Genomic DNA, 14,716 nt, shown 5'->3' on the forward strand with positions numbered 1-14,716 from the left:
GGCGGCCGCCGGTGGCGACCGCACGCCGGTACGACGGGATCAACCGCCCTGCGGCAGACGCGCGACGAACTCGCCGATCATCGGGTTGGCGAACGCGAACAGCAGGCCGACCGCGACGCTGATGATGAACGCGGCGTCGATCAGGCCGGCGGTGATGAACATGCGGACCTGCAGCACCGGGATCAGTTCCGGCTGGCGCGCGGCCGATTCCAGGAACTTGCCGGCCATGATGGCCAGACCGAGGCCGGCGCCCAGCGCGGCCAGGCCGATCATGATGCCGACGGCGAGGACGGTGGAGCTCTGGACTTGGGCGAGGTTGGTCAGGACGGCGAAGTACATGGTTTTCTCCAGGAACAAAGTTGCTTGAGGATGGTGAATCGAACGAAGGGTTGCTTAGAACGCGTGAAACAGAAACGTCAGTGGCTGTCTTCCGCCAGGCTCAGGTACACGATCGACAGCATCATGAAAATGAACGCCTGCAGCGGAATCACCAGCAGGTGGAACAGCATCCAGCCGAAGCCGAACGCGCCGCCGGCCAGCGCACCGAAGATGCCGGCACCGCCCAGCACCCAGATCAGCAGGAACACGATCTCGCCGCCGAACATGTTGCCGAACAGTCGCATCGCCAGCGACACCGGCTTGCTCAGCCATTCGACGATATTGAGGATCAGGTTGAACGGCAGCATCCACTTGCCGAACGGCGCGGTGAGGAATTCCTTGGTCATCCCGCCCACGCCCTTGGAGCGCAGCGAGAAGAAGATCATCAGGAAGAACACGCTGATCGACATGCCCAGGGTGGCATTGACGTCGGCGGTCGGCACCGGCTTCCACGCGTGCACGCCAAACAGTTCAAGCGGCTTGGCGATGAAATCCGCCGGGATCATCTTGATGAGGTTCATCAACAGGATCCAGAAGAACAGGGTGATCGCGATCGGGGTCACCAGCTTGCTGGTGCCGTGGTAGGTGTCCTTGGCCTGGCGGTCGACGAACTCCAGCAGGATCTCCACGAACGCCTGCCACTTGCCCGGCACGCCGGCGGTGGCCTTGCGCGTGGCCAGCCAGAAGCCGAACACCATCAGCAGGCCCATCAGCAGCGACATCACCAGGGTGTCGACGTGCAATTGCCAGAACCCGCCTTCCTGCACCTGGAAAGTGAGGTTCTTGAGGTGGTGCTGGATGTAGGAGGTAGGGGTTAGTGCCTCGCCCGCCATGAGTCCTGAGCCTTTTCTTGATTCGATCAACGCCTGGCCAGAGCCAGAACCTGGAACATCAGCCCGACGGCGATACCCGCCAACAGGGCCAGAGGAGGCAACCGCCACCAGGCAAAGCCCAGCGCCAGCACCGCGAACACCAACACCCACTTCAGCACCATGGCCACGATCAACCGCGCCAGCGCCGAACCTGCCGCCTGCACGCCGCCATTGAGCGCGGTGCGTGCGGCCAGCCATCCCCCTGCCACGGTCGCCAGCCCGGTTGCGGCGGCGCCCATCGCGTATTTCGGTCCCAGCAGCAGGAACAGCAGGGACAAAACGGCCACCGCCACCAGCGGGTAAATCGCTGCGCGCAGCATCAGCCGCCGACCCGCATCAACGGAGTTCAGCACAGAAAATCCTGCAATTGGTGGTGGATTGAGGACGTCTTCGCGTCCGTCGAGCCGCGAAATTATAGCAATGGGACAATTTCCGAGACAACCGCCAGTGGTCCTGACCGCGTCCGGATGCCCATCCGCCCGTAGACGATAGCACGGCCGCCATCCGCCACCGGCGCCGAATGCGGCGTTGCAGCACGTCTTTGCGGGGGAACTTTCTGTCCGCCGCGCTGTCCGATCGGACAGGGACTGCGCCCATCCTCGTCGGCCCACAGCGCAGCCCCACCGAGCCCCGGTCCTTCCGGGGCTTTTTTCGTGGCGCGTTCTGGGACAGCCGTGGCGGCTCGGGCGACCATACTTTCACGAATGGTGGACGCAAATTTAAGGATAGTGACGGCACGCGCTGGCCCTGCCATCGACGCCTCATCCAAAAAAATCCCAAGACGACGGAGCTTGTCCCCCATGAAACACCTGCTTGCCCTGGCGCTGCCCTGCGCGCTCGCCGCCGCTTACGCCCTGCCCGCCCACGCCGAAGACGGCGACGACCGCTTCACCCTGCGCGTCGGCGCGATGAACGTGGACAACGACAACACCCTGCGCGGCAACGCCGTGATCAACGGCAACGCCATTTCCGGCTCGCAGGACTTCAACTTCGGCGGCAAGGAATGGGAGCCGCGCGTGGACGGCGTGTTCCGCCTCAGCACCCGCCAGCGCCTGATCTTCGACTACTTCAAGTTCGACAAGGATCGCCGCGAGGAACTGGGCGAAGACGTCAGCCTGGGCGGCGTGACCGTGCCGTCGGGCAGCTTCGTCAAGGGCGAACTGAAGTACCAGGTCGCCAGCCTGGTGTACGACTACTCGGTGATCGACAACCCGCAGTTCAGCATGGGCCTGCAGATCGGTGCCGAGTGGGCCAAGGTGCAGTCCAATGCCTACGCCGACCTGGGCCCGGTCTACACCGGCACCTTCCTGGACGAGAGCGAGGACGGCGCCGCGCCGGTGGTCGGCCTGCGCTTCACCGCGCACCCGAGCGAGCACTGGCTGTTCAACATCCAGGGCCAGTACCTCAACACCAAGTGGGGCGACTTCGGCGATTACGACGGCGACCTGAGCCGCGCCAACGCCATCGTCGAGTACCGCTTCACCCGCAACTTCGGCATCTTCGCCGGCTACGACTGGTTCAAGCTGGACGTGGACCGCAAGCGCGACAACGCCAGCGTCGGCCTGAAGCAGGAGTTCAAGGGCCCGGTCGCGGGCGTGACCTTCGCGTTCTGATCGACGTCCAACGCGCGTTGCAAGCGCGCATTACAAGCGAAAGGCCCGCCGTGTGCGGGCCTTTCGTGTTCTTGCAGGCATGAAACACCGTCGACGCGACCGACTCAGGGCGGCTTGGTCGCCCCGGCCACCAGCAGATGCTGGTGCGTCGTGCAGTAGCACTCGTCGTGCCAGCCGTAGTGCGGATCGGTGCAGATCGCATGCTGCACCGCTGCCGGCAGCGACGCCACGTCGCTGCGCAAGTCGCGCTTCAGCGACACGAACACCGAGCCCGGATGCGGCCAGTCGGTCCGATGCGGCGGCTCGGCAATGCGGTTGCCGCTGGCCAGTTCGCGCTGCAGCAGCGCCTGCAGTTCGGGACATAGGGTGCCCTGCCCCACAGCGACCTCCATGCATGGATTCTCACCACGGCCACGACCGCACCGCACGCAGCGGCACGGTCGCGCCGGGTGGCGTCACTTCTTCTTCGGGATGTACAGGTCGGTGATGGTGCCGTCGTAGACCTCGGCGCTCATGCCGACCGACTCGCTCAGGGTCGGATGCGCGTGGATCGTGTGGCCGATGTCCTCCGCCTCCGCGCCCATCTCGATCGCCAGACCGATCTCGGCCAGCAGGTCGCCGGCATGCACGCCGACGATCGCGCCGCCGATGATGCGGTGCGTCTCCTCGTCGAAGATCAGCTTGGTGAAGCCCTCGGTGCGACCGATGCCGATGGCGCGGCCGCTGGCCGCCCACGGGAACTTGGCCACGCCGACCTTCAATCCCTTGGCCTTGGCCTCGGTCTCGGTGACGCCCACCCAGGCGATTTCCGGGTTGGTGTAGGCCACCGACGGGATCACCCGCGCCACCCACTCCTTCTTCTCGCCGGCGGCCACTTCCGCGGCCAGCTTGCCCTCGTGGGTCGCCTTGTGCGCCAGCATCGGGTTACCGACGATGTCGCCGATGGCGAAGATGTGCGGCACGTTGGTGCGCATCTGCCGGTCGACCGGAATGAAGCCGCGCTCGGTGACGTTGATGCCGGCCTTGTCGGCGCCGATCTTCTTGCCGTTGGGCGCGCGGCCCACCGCGACCAGCACGCGGTCGTAGGTGGTGGCGGCCAGCGCCGGGGTCTCGCCCGCGGTGGCGGCCTCGAAGGACACGGTGATGCCCTTCTTGTCGGCCTTGACCTCGGCCGCCTTGGTCTTGAGATGGACCTCCACGCCCTGCTTCTTCAAGCGGTCGGCCAGCGGCTTGACCAGATCCTTGTCGGCGCCCGGCATCAGCTGATCCATGAACTCGACCACGGTGACCTTGCTGCCCAGCGCGCTGTACACGGTGGCCATTTCCAGGCCGATGATGCCGCCACCGACCACCAGCAGGGTCTTGGGAATCTCCTGCAGTTCCAGCGCGTCGGTGGAGTCCATCACCCGCTTGTCGTCCCACGGGAAGTTCGGCAGCTTCACCGCCTGCGAGCCGGCGGCGACGATGCAGTGCTCGAAGCGCAGTAACTGGGTCTTGCCATCGGCGCCGACGATCTCCAGCTCATTCGGCGACACGAACGAGGCCACGCCGGTGACGGTGCGCACCTTGCGCTGCTTGGCCATGCTGGCCAGGCCACCGGTGAGCTTGCCGACTACCTTTTCCTTGTACTCGCGCAGCTTGTCCAGGGTGATCTTGGGCTTGCCGAAGTCCACGCCGAAGTCGCCGGCATGGGCGACCTCGTCGATCACCGCGGCCGCGTGCAGCAGCGCCTTGGAGGGGATGCAGCCGACGTTGAGGCAGACGCCGCCGAGACTGGCGTAGCGCTCGATCAGCACCGTGTCCAGGCCCAGGTCGGCGGCGCGGAACGCGGCGGTGTAGCCGCCGGGGCCGGCGCCGAGCACCACCATCTTGCATTCGATGTCGGCGGGCTTGCCGCTGGACAGCGCCGGCTTCGGCGCCGGCGGCTCGACCGGCGCGCGGTGCGACGGCGCCACCGGCGGCTTGCTGGCCGGCACCTCGACCGCAGCCGTGGCAGGCGCGCCGGCGGCTGCGCCATCGGCGGTCTCCAGCAGCGCGATCACGGCGCCTTCGGACAGGGTGTCGCCGAGCTTGACCTTCAGCTCCTTGATCACGCCGGCGGCCGCGGACGGCACTTCCAGCGTGGCCTTGTCCGACTCCAGCGTCACCAGGCCCTGGTCCTTCTTCACCGTATCGCCGACGGCGACCAGCACCTCGATGACCGGAACGTCGCTGTAGTCGCCGATATCCGGGACCTTGACCTCAATGACCGCCATGCAGCTTCTCCTGTGGCCCATCGCCGCGGCGTTGGGCGTTTGCAGTTCGTCGGCGCGACCGCGCAAACAGGCGGCGCGCGCAGGTGGGGGAAAACCGGCACCGCGACGGACGCGGCGCCGTGACGACAGGGCTTACAGCAGCACGCGGCGCATGTCCGCCAGCACCTGGCTCAGGTAGGTGGTGAAGCGCGCGGCGGCGGCACCGTCGATGACGCGGTGGTCGTAGCTCAGCGACAGCGGCAGCAGCAGCTTCGGCGCGAACTCCTTGCCGTTCCAGACCGGCTGGATCGAGGACTTGGACACGCCCAGGATCGCCACTTCCGGCGCATTGACGATCGGGGTGAAGGCGGTGCCGCCGATGCCGCCGAGCGAGCTGATCGAGAAGCAGCCGCCGCTCATGTCGGCCGGGCCCAGCTTGCCGTCGCGCGCCTTCTTGGCCAGCTCGCCGCTTTCGCGCGCCAGCTCGACCACGCCCTTCTTGTCCACGTCGCGGATCACCGGCACCACCAGCCCGTTCGGGGTGTCGGCGGCGAAGCCGATGTGGAAGTACTTCTTCAGGGTCAGGTTCTCGCCGCTGGCGTCGAGCGAGGCGTTGAACTCGGGGAACTGCTTCAGCGCCGCGGCGCTGGCCTTGAGCAGGAAGGCGAGCATGGTCAGCTTGATGCCGGCCTTCTCGTTCTCCTTGTTCAACGCCACGCGCAGGGCTTCCAGATCGGTGATGTCGGCCTGCTCGAACTGGGTGACGTGCGGGATCATCGCCCAGTTGCGCGCCAGGTTGGCGCCGGAGATCTTCTTGATCCGCGACAGCGGCTTGACCTCGACCTCGCCGAACTTGGCGAAGTCCACCTTCGGCCACGGCAGCAGGTTCAGGCCGTTGCCGCCCGCGGCGGGCGCGGCACCGGCGGCCGCCGGCGCGGCGCCGGACAGCGCCGCCTTGACGTAGCGCTGCACGTCGTCCTTGGTAATGCGGCCGCCCTGTTCCGAGCCGCTGACCTGGAACAGGTCCACGCCCAGCTCGCGGGCGAACACGCGCACCGCCGGGCTGGCGTAGGGCACCTTCTGCGGCAGCACACTGTCGGCGTCGAACGCCACCGGCGGGCTGCTCTGGGTGGCGGACGGCGCGGCGGCCTTGGCCGGCGCCGTCGCCTGGACCTGGGCGATCTCGCGCTGGGCCAGCTTGTCCGGCGCGGACGAGGTCGGCACCGGCTCCACGCCGCCGCCGGTCTCGGCGCTGGGCTGGACCGCGGCTGCGGCCGGCGCGTCGGCATCGCTGCCGGCCACCTCGATCAGCGCCACCACCTTGCCCTCGGACAGGCTGTCGCCGACCTTGACCTTGAGTTCCTTGACCACGCCGGCCACCGACGAGGGCACTTCCATCGTCGCCTTGTCCGACTCCAGGGTGACCAGGCCCTGGTCCTTCTTGACCGTGTCGCCGACCGCGACAAGCACCTCGATCACCGGCACGTCGCTGTAGTCGCCGATATCCGGCACCCGCGCCTCGACCACGCCGGCAGGCGCGGCCGCGGCCGGGGCCGGCTTGACCGCGTTCTGCGCAGGCGCGGCGGCCGGGGCGGCGGCCTGCTGGGCCGGCGCGGGCGTGGCCTTGGCGGCCGCAGGCGCGGCGGGTGCGGCACTGGCGCCGCCCTCGGCCACTTCGATCAGCGCCACCACCTTGCCCTCGGACAGGCTGTCGCCGACCTTGACCTTGATCTCCTTGACCACGCCGGCGAACGGCGACGGCACTTCCATCGTCGCCTTGTCCGATTCCAGGGTGACCAGGCTCTGGTCCTTCTTCACCGTGTCGCCGACGGCCACCAGCACTTCGATTACCGGGACGTCGCTGTAGTCACCGATATCGGGGACAAGTGCTTCCTTGATTTCGGCCATGCGGGGAACTCCGGCAACTGATGAGGGGGAAACCCCTATTGTGGCGGCCCGCAGCCGCAGCGCCAACCTTTGCCGGGCAAAAAAGCCCGATCGCCTGCGCGCGCAGGCGCTGCCGGCCGACAGTACGCCGGCGCATGTTGCGTGCCCGCCTCGCCCGCTGCCGGTGCGCCGCCTTCACGGCGCCGCGGCTAGGCTCGCCGCAGATTTCCGGAGGGCGAGCATGCGGATCCTGGTGCTGTTGATGGCGTTGGCGATGCCGCTGGTCGCCTGGTTCGGGCAACGCGGCGCATTCGGCCCGACCAACGGCGCCATTTCCGACCGCTACCCCACCCTGATCGTCGCCGCCGGCTACGCCTTCGCGATCTGGGGCGTGATCTTCCTGCTCGACCTGGCCTTCGGCCTGTGGCAATTCAGCGGGCGGCGTCGCCGCGGCAGCGCGCTGGCGCAGGTGCGGGGGCCGGCGGCGCTGGGTTTTGCGCTGACCGCGGCATGGATGCCGGTGTTCTCCCAGCAGCACTTCCTGCTGGCGCTGGCGGTGATCTGGACCGCGCTGGGCGCGATGCTGCTGGCCGCGCTGCGGCTGTCGCGCGATCCGTCGGCCGAGTCCGGCCAGACGCTGTGGGCATGGCTGCCGCTGTCGCTGCATGCCGGCTGGCTGTCGCTGGCGGCGTTCCTGAACACCGCGCAGGTGATCGTCGCCTACCGCTGGCTCTCCACCGAGCGGATGCTGCCGTGGAGCATGGTGCTGTTCGCGCTGGCGGCGGCGCTGCTGCTGGGCATGAACCGGGCGATGCGCGGCAACTTCGCCTATGCGGCGGCGGCGCTGTGGGCGCTGGCGGCGGTCTACGTCAAACAGGCCGAGAGCACGCTCGCCGGTGCGCAGACTGCGGCCTGGGTGGCGCTGTTGCTGGCCATCGTGCTGGCGCTGCAGACCCTGTGGCTGCGCCTGCGCGCGCGGCGCTGATCGATCGGGCGCAACGTCGACCTGTTGTCGCCTTATCGCCACGCAGCGCGCTAGCTCCCGCAGGGGCGGCTTCAGCCGCGACAGCGTTCTCGGGACAGCCTCGTCGCGGCTGAAGCCGCTCCTACGCGCAAGTATCGTCCATGGGATTAGAGGCGCCCTTCAATCACCGGGCCGCTGGCGCACGCAGCCACTGCTGCAGCGGCGACCACGCCTGCAGCAGGCGTGGCCAGGCGAAGGCCGCATTGGCCGGACTGCTGGACGGCAGCGACAACAGCACCAGCGGCGGATCGCGCGGCGGCAACCGCGGCTGCACGAAGCGCGCGAACGCCTGCGCCGCTGCCGCGCCGTTGCAGGCGATGACGCGCAGTTGCGGCAACTGCGCGACGCGCTCGGGCAAGGCATTGGGCACCTCGCTGCCGCGCACGATCGCCGCATCCAGGCTGCCGCGGCGCCGGCACTGGCCGATGACATCCCATAGGCCGACGCCGGCTTCGTGCAACGCCTGCACACGCGCTTCGGTGCCGAGTGCCGGATCGAAGCCGCACAGCGTCGCCATCAGCGGCCAGAACCGGTTGCGCGGATGCGCGTAGTAGCGCGCCTGTTGCAACGATGCCGCACCGGGCATGGAGCCGAGCAGCAGCACCCGGCAATCGTCGCGTATCTGCGCGGGCAGGCCGTGCAGCAGCGGCTGCGTCGTCACGTCGCACGCATCTGGATGAACAGCCAAAAGTCTTAAAACCTCGTTATTTCAAGCGCCGAGCGCATGTGGCTGAACGTCGTCTGCATTGGTCCGGCGAGGGTCGGCAACGATTCATCTTCTCATCGATACGGTGTGCGCGCCCACTCCCGTGGCCCCACAAGAAAAAGATGAGGAGATATCCCATGCGGTCCATTCAGATCCTGAGCCTGGCTGTCGTGTCCGCCCTTGCGTTTGCGCCCGCCGCATTCGCACAGGATGCCGATACCGCGTCCGGCAAGCACTTCTCCGTCGTCGGCAGCGCGACCCTGCTCGACCCGCACTCCAAGCCGGCGGCCGGCCTCGACGTCGATGGCGGCCCGGCGCCGACCATCAGCGCCAGCTGGCTGATCGACGACAACTGGGCGGTCGAACTGTGGGGCGCTGCCGACAAGTTCAACCACCGCGTCAAGGCCGACGGCATCGGCAAGGTCGGCACCGTCGAGCAGCAGCCGATCGCGCTGAGCGGCCAGTACCACTTCGGCCAGGCGGACAACGTGTTCCGTCCGTTCGTCGGCGTCGGTTACTACGAGTCCAACTTCAGCAACGAGAAGCTCGCCGGCCTCAACGCCGACCAGCACGTCAGCCTGGACACCGCCAAGGGCGCCATCGGCACCGTCGGCGTGGACATGAACATCAACTCCACCTGGTTCGCCCGTGCCGACGCGCGCTACATGCGCTCGCGTCCGGAGCTGAAGGTGGCCGGCGAAGGCACCGGCGAAGACCTGAAGCTGGATCCGTGGCTGTTCAGCTTCGGCGTCGGCGCGCGCTTCTAAGCGTTCCGTCTCCAGTGCTTGCGCAAACGGGCCCGAAAGGGCCCGTTTGTTTTTGTGCGTGCGCTGGATTGCAGCGCGACCAGCGAAAACAGCATCGCGCGAGTCCCCAAGCGTGCTCGCCTTCAGCGCGGCGAGCGATCGAAACCGCGGTAGCGGTCGAAACGGCGCAGGCGCCGCCGCAGCAACCATGCATAGGCGCAGGCATAACCGAGCAGCAACGCAGCGGCGGCCAGCAGGCTGGCGTGGCTCATCCAGCCCTGGGTCGGCCAGGCTGCGCCATCGACCAGGCTGCGCCAGCCCTGCCACAGCCCGGCGCCGATGCGTACCGCCACCAGCGCGGTCAGGCCAAGCACCAACCACAGGTTCGGCGTGTAGTGCAGGCCGTGCGGCAGCGGTTCGAAGCGGGTGATGCCGATGCCGAGCGCACCCAGCAGCATGCCGCAGCACCAGCCCGCCAGTGCGTACATGGCGGCGTCCGGCCACCAGTGCCCGGCGATCACGGCAAAGACCAGCAGCATCGCGCTGGACAGCAGCGCCGACCACAGCTGCAACGCGACCAGCCAACCGCGCGCCTGACGCCGCGCGGTACCGACGCGAAAGCGCTGCAGCAGCGACAGCGGCAACAGCACCGCGGTCACCGCCAGCGCGATCACGATCGCCAGCGGAATGGCCAGCAACAGCGGCATGCGCGCAGGCCGATCAGAACGCCGGCAGCACCGCGCCCTGGTACTTGCGCTGGATGAAGGCCTTCACTTCTGGGCTGGTCAGCGCCTTGGCCAGCTTCTGCACGCGCGGATCGTTCTTGTTGTCGGAACGCGCGACCAGGAAGTTCACGTACGGCGAGTCCTTGCTCTCGATCGCCAGCGCGTCGCGGGTCGGGTTGAGGCCGGCATCGAGCGCGTAGTTGGTGTTGATCAGCGCCAGGTCGACCTGGTCCAGCACCCTCGGCAGCATCGCCGAATCCAGCTCGCGGAACTTCAGCTGCTTGGGATTGGCGACGATGTCGCGCTGGGTGGACAGCGCGTTGCTCGGATCCTTGAGCTTGATGACCCCGGCCTTGTCCAGCAGGATCAGCGCGCGGCTGTTGTTGCTGGGGTCGTTGGGAATCACCACGTCGGCGCCCTGCGGCAGCGCGTCCAGCGACTTGTAGCGGCGCGAATAGGCGCCGAATGGCTCGATGTGCACGCCGACCACGGTGACCAGGTCGCTCTTGCGGTCGCGGTTGTAGGCCTGCAGATAGGGCTCGGTCTGGAAGTAGTTCACGTCGATCTGCTTCTGCACCACCTGGTCGTTGGGCTGCACGTAGTCGTTGAACACGCGCACGTCCAGGGTCAGCCCCTGTTGCTCCAGCATCGGCTTGACCACCTCCAGGATCTCGGCGTGCGGCACCGCGGTGGCGGCGACGCTGAGGTGGTCGCCGGCGGCGCCCGAATCGGACTTGCCGCAGCCGCCGAGGGCGAGCACGGCGCTGGCGAGCAGGAGGCGGAACGGGAATCGGGTCATGGCAGGTATCCGGGGAAACGGGGGGAGTGGAGGAGCGCGACCCGCGGCCGCGATGCGTGCACGCTAGCAGACGGCCGTGCAGGCGGGGCGATCCATGCGCGTGGGAGCGGCTTCAGCCGCGACCGCTCGCCGGCAGGGGTCGCGGCTGAAGCCGCTCCTGCCGCGGCAGGCAGGACCTCAGCGCCGGCTGTAATGCGCGACCAGACGATCGCCGAGCATCTGCAGCGCCTGCACCAGCAGCAACAGGATCACCACCGTGACCAGGGCGACGTCGGCGTGCGAGCGCTGGTAGCCGTCGCGGTAGGCCAGGTCGCCGAGGCCACCGGAGCCGATCGCGCCGCCCATCGCGGTGAAGCCGATCAGGGCGATGGTGGTCACCGTGGCGCCGGCGATCAGGCCCGGCCGCGCTTCCGGCAGCAGCACCCGCGTCACCAGTTGCCAGGTGGTCGCGCCCATCGCCAGGCTGGCCTCGACCACGCCGCGGTCCACTTCGCGCAGGGCCGTTTCCACCAGCCGCGCGTAGAACGGCGCCGCGCCCACCACCAGCGGCAGGATCGCGCCGCGCACGCCCAGCGAGGTGCCCATCGCCCATAGCGTCAGCGGGATCATCGCGATCATCAGGATGATGAAGGGCACCGAGCGCAGCACGTTGATCACCAGCGCCAGGCCGCCGTACAGCAGCGGCTTCTGGTGGGTCTGGCGCGGGCCGGTGAGGAACAGCAACACGCCCAGCGGCAGGCCGATCAGCAGGGTCAGCGGCAACGAGCCGCCGAGCATCAGCAGCGTGTCGACGGTGGCGCGGCCGATCTCGCTCCACTTGCCGGCATCGAGATTGCGGAAGAAGCCGGTGGCGGCGGTGGCGAACGGACTCATCGGCGCAGTTCCTGCACATGCACGCCGGCCGCGACGAATTCGGCCTGCGCCGCATCCATGTCGCCGCCGACCAGGGCCACGGTCAGTTGGCCGTAGGGGGTGTCCTTGATCCGGTCGATGCGCCCGGACAGGATGTTGTAGTCCACCGCAGTGGCGCGGGCGATGCGCCCGAGCAGCGGCGCGTAGGTGTCGGCGCCGAGGAAGGTTAGCCGCAGGATGCGGCCGTCCACCGCGGCGAGATCGCGGTACAGCTCGCCCTCGTCGACGTGCTCGGCTTCGGAGACGAAGCGCTTGGTGGTCGGATGCTGCGGATGCAGGAACACCTCGGTGACCGGCCCGCTCTCGACCAGGTGCCCGGCATCGAGCACCGCCACGCGATCGCAGACGCGGCGGATCACTTCCATCTCGTGGGTGATCAGCACGATGGTCAGGCCCAGCTCGCGGTTGATCTGCGCCAGCAGCGCCAGCACCGAGGCGGTGGTCTGCGGATCCAGCGCGCTGGTGGCCTCGTCGCACAGCAGGATCCGCGGCCGCGTGGTAAGGGCGCGGGCGATGCCGACGCGCTGCTTCTGCCCGCCCGACAGCTGCGCCGGATACTTGTCGGCGTGCGCGGCCAGCCCGACCCGCTCCAGCAGCTCGGCCACCCGCGCGTCGATCTCCGCGCGCGGCGTGCCGGCCAGCTCCAGCGGGAAGGCGACGTTGCCGGCGACCGTGCGTGAGGACAGCAGGTTGAAGTGCTGGAAGATCATGCCCACGCGCTGGCGCAACGTGCGCAACCCGGCGCGGTCCAGCGCGGTGACGTCTTCGCCGTCGATGGTCAGGCGGCCGCCGCTCGGCTCCTCGAGCCGGTTGATCAGCCGGATCAGGGTCGACTTGCCGGCGCCGGAATGGCCGATGATGCCGAACACCTCGCCGGCCTCGATGCGCAGGTCGAGCGGATGCAGCGCCACGACCGGCTGGCCGGCGACGGAATAGGACTTGTGCAGGCGCTCGAACTGGATCAACGCGCAGGACCGGCAGCGACGGGGGGCGCAAAGCCTAGCAGGCCAGGATGGCGTGCGTTATTCCATTCGATTCTAACGTACGCGCGCATCGCGGGGCTTAAGGGCGTGCCTGCGGCGGCGGATGCGCCACCGCGCGGACCCGCTCGCGATGCAGCAGGTACAGGCCGCTGGCGACGATGATCGCCCCGCCCACCCAGGTCCAGGCATCGGGCAGCTTGCGCCACAGCAGCCAGTCCCACGGAATCACCCACAGCAGGCCGCTGTACTCCAGCGGCGCGACCAGCGAGGCGTCGCCGCGGCGGAACGCCTGGGTCAGCGCCACCTGCCCCAGCGCCCCGGCCAGGCCCATGCCGGCGATCCAGCCGGCGTCGGCGGGGCGCAGCGGGGTCCACTCCGGCAACGCCAGCGCGCCGGCGCCCAGCGCCATGATCAGCAGGAACCACACCACCAGCGACTGCGAGGTGTCGGTGCGCGCCAGCAGGCTGACCAGCACCGAGGCCACCGCATAGGCGATGGCCGCCAGCAGCACCATCAGCCCCGGCAGCGAGACGAACCCGTCCATGCCGGGGCGCAGTACCACCAGCACGCCGACCAGGCCGACGCCGATCGCCGCCCAGCGGCGCGGGCCGACGTATTCGCCGAGCAGCGGCACCGACAGGGCGGCCACCAGCAGCGGTGCGACGAAGTAGATGGTGTAGGCGGTGGACAGCGGCAGGCTGCGCAAGGCCCAGGCGAAGCAGCCGATCATGGCGATGCCGAGCACGCCGCGCAGCAGGTGCAGGCCCCAGCGCACCGGCCAGATCGCGCGCGGCCCGGCGCTGGCCAGCACCCACACCAGCACGAACGGCAGCGAGGCGCCGCCGCGCAGCGCCGCGACCTGCAGCGCCGGATAGTGCGTGCTGAGCTGCTTCATCGACGCATCCATCAGCGAAAAGAACGCGACCGCGGCGATCATCCACGCAGCGGCGGCGGCATTGGAACGGGAGTTGGGCATCGGCGCATTATCGCCGCGATCGGCGATGCGCGTGGTGCCGGGGACATCGCGTCGGGACTGAAGGTCCTCCCACATGGCGCCAGCCCCGGCGGCATCGGCTGACACAGCCTTCTGCGCGAGTGACAAGACACCTCTCATCACCTGTTTTCTCCGCGCATCGCGCTGTCTCGCAGGAGCGGCTTCAGCCGCGACTGGTCTGCCAGGAAAGCCCCGTCGCGGCTGAAGCCGCTCCTACGACGGCGCGCGAGGGCGGCCCGTCTGTCGCATCGGCACAGGACGCCTCTGCGAATCCCCAATCCCCACCCCAACCACACGCGTGCCCCATGCACGACCCGCACGTCTTACGATAGGCATCTTTGCCGAGGACTTGCCCATGCCTTCCTTCGATATCGTGTCCGAAGTCGACAAGCACGAACTGACCAATGCCGTCGACCAGGCCAACCGCGAGCTGTCGACGCGCTTCGACTTCAAGGGCGTGGACGCCAAGTTCGCGCTCGACGACCAGGTCATCACGCAATCGGCGCCGAGCGACTTCCAGGTCAAGCAGATGACCGACATCCTGCGCGCACGCCTGCTGGCGCGGGGCATCGACGTGCGCTGCCTGGAATTCGGCGACCTGGAGACCAACCTGGGCGGCGCGCGGCAGAAGATCACCGTCAAGCAGGGCATCGAACAGAAGCTGGGCAAGAAGATCGTCGCCACGCTCAAGGAGGCCAAGCTGAAGGTGGAAGCGCAGATCAACGGCGACAAGCTGCGGGTCAGCGGCAAGAAGCGCGACGACCTGCAGGACGCGATCGCGCTGCTGAAGAAGAGCGATTTCGAGCTGCCGCTGCAGTTCGACAACTTCCGCGACTGAGGCCG

Annotated in this window: 16 protein-coding genes; 4 read left to right on the plus strand and 12 right to left on the minus strand. The window is 68.3% G+C overall.

Annotated elements, in window-relative coordinates:
* Positions 1-39: 39 nt before the first annotated feature.
* From atpE to PG878_RS18260, 3 genes are all read right to left on the minus strand, one after another.
* The gene (gene atpE / locus PG878_RS18250) at positions 40-339 is read right to left on the minus strand and encodes a F0F1 ATP synthase subunit C (RefSeq protein ID WP_010340497.1); all 300 of its coding nucleotides are present in this window, start codon (positions 337-339) and stop codon (positions 40-42) included.
* A gap of 77 nt (positions 340-416) precedes the next feature.
* Positions 417-1,211 (minus strand): F0F1 ATP synthase subunit A, encoded by a 795-nt coding sequence (atpB, locus tag PG878_RS18255; protein WP_209031599.1) that lies wholly within the window; start codon positions 1,209-1,211, stop codon positions 417-419.
* Between the two features lie 26 nt (positions 1,212-1,237).
* Complete coding sequence (locus PG878_RS18260) at positions 1,238-1,603, minus strand: ATP synthase subunit I (RefSeq protein ID WP_029561756.1); 366 nt, start codon at positions 1,601-1,603, stop codon at positions 1,238-1,240.
* Between the two features lie 447 nt (positions 1,604-2,050).
* Between PG878_RS18260 and PG878_RS18265 the strand changes: the two genes are divergently transcribed.
* Complete coding sequence (locus PG878_RS18265; RefSeq protein ID WP_209031598.1) at positions 2,051-2,863, plus strand: porin family protein; 813 nt, start codon at positions 2,051-2,053, stop codon at positions 2,861-2,863.
* Between the two features lie 104 nt (positions 2,864-2,967).
* Here the strand turns inward: PG878_RS18265 and PG878_RS18270 are convergent, their stop codons facing one another.
* The 3 genes from PG878_RS18270 to aceF all read right to left on the minus strand — a co-directional run bounded on the left by PG878_RS18270 (position 2,968) and on the right by aceF (position 7,005).
* Positions 2,968-3,255: a hypothetical protein gene (locus PG878_RS18270; RefSeq protein ID WP_209031597.1), complete on the minus strand. Its 288-nt coding sequence runs from the start codon at positions 3,253-3,255 to the stop codon at positions 2,968-2,970.
* A gap of 63 nt (positions 3,256-3,318) precedes the next feature.
* The gene (gene lpdA, locus PG878_RS18275; protein ID WP_209031596.1) at positions 3,319-5,118 is read right to left on the minus strand and encodes a dihydrolipoyl dehydrogenase; all 1,800 of its coding nucleotides are present in this window, start codon (positions 5,116-5,118) and stop codon (positions 3,319-3,321) included.
* Positions 5,119-5,250: 132 nt separating this feature from the next.
* A complete protein-coding gene (gene aceF, locus PG878_RS18280) occupies positions 5,251-7,005 on the minus strand; it encodes a dihydrolipoyllysine-residue acetyltransferase (RefSeq protein ID WP_209031595.1) in 1,755 nt (584 codons plus the stop codon).
* Between the two features lie 220 nt (positions 7,006-7,225).
* Here aceF and PG878_RS18285 point away from each other — a divergent pair, with 220 nt between their 5' ends.
* Positions 7,226-7,969: a hypothetical protein gene (locus PG878_RS18285; protein WP_209031594.1), complete on the plus strand. Its 744-nt coding sequence runs from the start codon at positions 7,226-7,228 to the stop codon at positions 7,967-7,969.
* 163 nt (positions 7,970-8,132) lie between these two features.
* Here PG878_RS18285 and PG878_RS18290 read toward each other — a convergent pair whose 3' ends face one another.
* Entirely contained in the window at positions 8,133-8,669 is a 537-nt protein-coding gene (locus PG878_RS18290; protein ID WP_209031593.1) for a DNA-deoxyinosine glycosylase, read from the minus strand.
* A 182-nt stretch (positions 8,670-8,851) separates the two neighbouring features.
* On the opposite strand from PG878_RS18290, the gene PG878_RS18295 reads away from it, so the two are divergent.
* Complete coding sequence (locus PG878_RS18295; RefSeq protein WP_010343282.1) at positions 8,852-9,481, plus strand: OmpW/AlkL family protein; 630 nt, start codon at positions 8,852-8,854, stop codon at positions 9,479-9,481.
* Between the two features lie 122 nt (positions 9,482-9,603).
* On the opposite strand, the gene PG878_RS18300 is transcribed toward PG878_RS18295, so the two are convergent.
* From PG878_RS18300 to PG878_RS18320, 5 genes are all read right to left on the minus strand, one after another.
* Complete coding sequence (locus PG878_RS18300) at positions 9,604-10,167, minus strand: DUF1453 domain-containing protein (protein ID WP_209031592.1); 564 nt, start codon at positions 10,165-10,167, stop codon at positions 9,604-9,606.
* Positions 10,168-10,180: 13 nt separating this feature from the next.
* The gene (locus tag PG878_RS18305; protein WP_209031591.1) at positions 10,181-10,984 is read right to left on the minus strand and encodes a MetQ/NlpA family ABC transporter substrate-binding protein; all 804 of its coding nucleotides are present in this window, start codon (positions 10,982-10,984) and stop codon (positions 10,181-10,183) included.
* A 177-nt stretch (positions 10,985-11,161) separates the two neighbouring features.
* Positions 11,162-11,857, minus strand: coding sequence for a methionine ABC transporter permease (locus PG878_RS18310; protein ID WP_010343279.1), 696 nt, complete (start codon positions 11,855-11,857; stop codon positions 11,162-11,164).
* Positions 11,854-12,861, minus strand: coding sequence for a methionine ABC transporter ATP-binding protein (locus PG878_RS18315; protein WP_209031590.1), 1,008 nt, complete (start codon positions 12,859-12,861; stop codon positions 11,854-11,856). Before PG878_RS18315 ends, PG878_RS18310 begins: the two co-directional genes overlap by 4 nt.
* Before the next feature lie 97 nt (positions 12,862-12,958).
* Positions 12,959-13,855: a DMT family transporter gene (locus PG878_RS18320; RefSeq protein ID WP_209031589.1), complete on the minus strand. Its 897-nt coding sequence runs from the start codon at positions 13,853-13,855 to the stop codon at positions 12,959-12,961.
* 373 nt (positions 13,856-14,228) lie between these two features.
* On the opposite strand from PG878_RS18320, the gene PG878_RS18325 reads away from it, so the two are divergent.
* Complete coding sequence (locus PG878_RS18325) at positions 14,229-14,711, plus strand: YajQ family cyclic di-GMP-binding protein (RefSeq protein WP_010343276.1); 483 nt, start codon at positions 14,229-14,231, stop codon at positions 14,709-14,711.
* The last annotated feature ends 5 nt before the right edge of the window (positions 14,712-14,716 follow it).

The organism is Xanthomonas hawaiiensis, from assembly GCF_031834635.1.
Classification (GTDB): domain Bacteria; phylum Pseudomonadota; class Gammaproteobacteria; order Xanthomonadales; family Xanthomonadaceae; genus Xanthomonas_A; species Xanthomonas_A sacchari.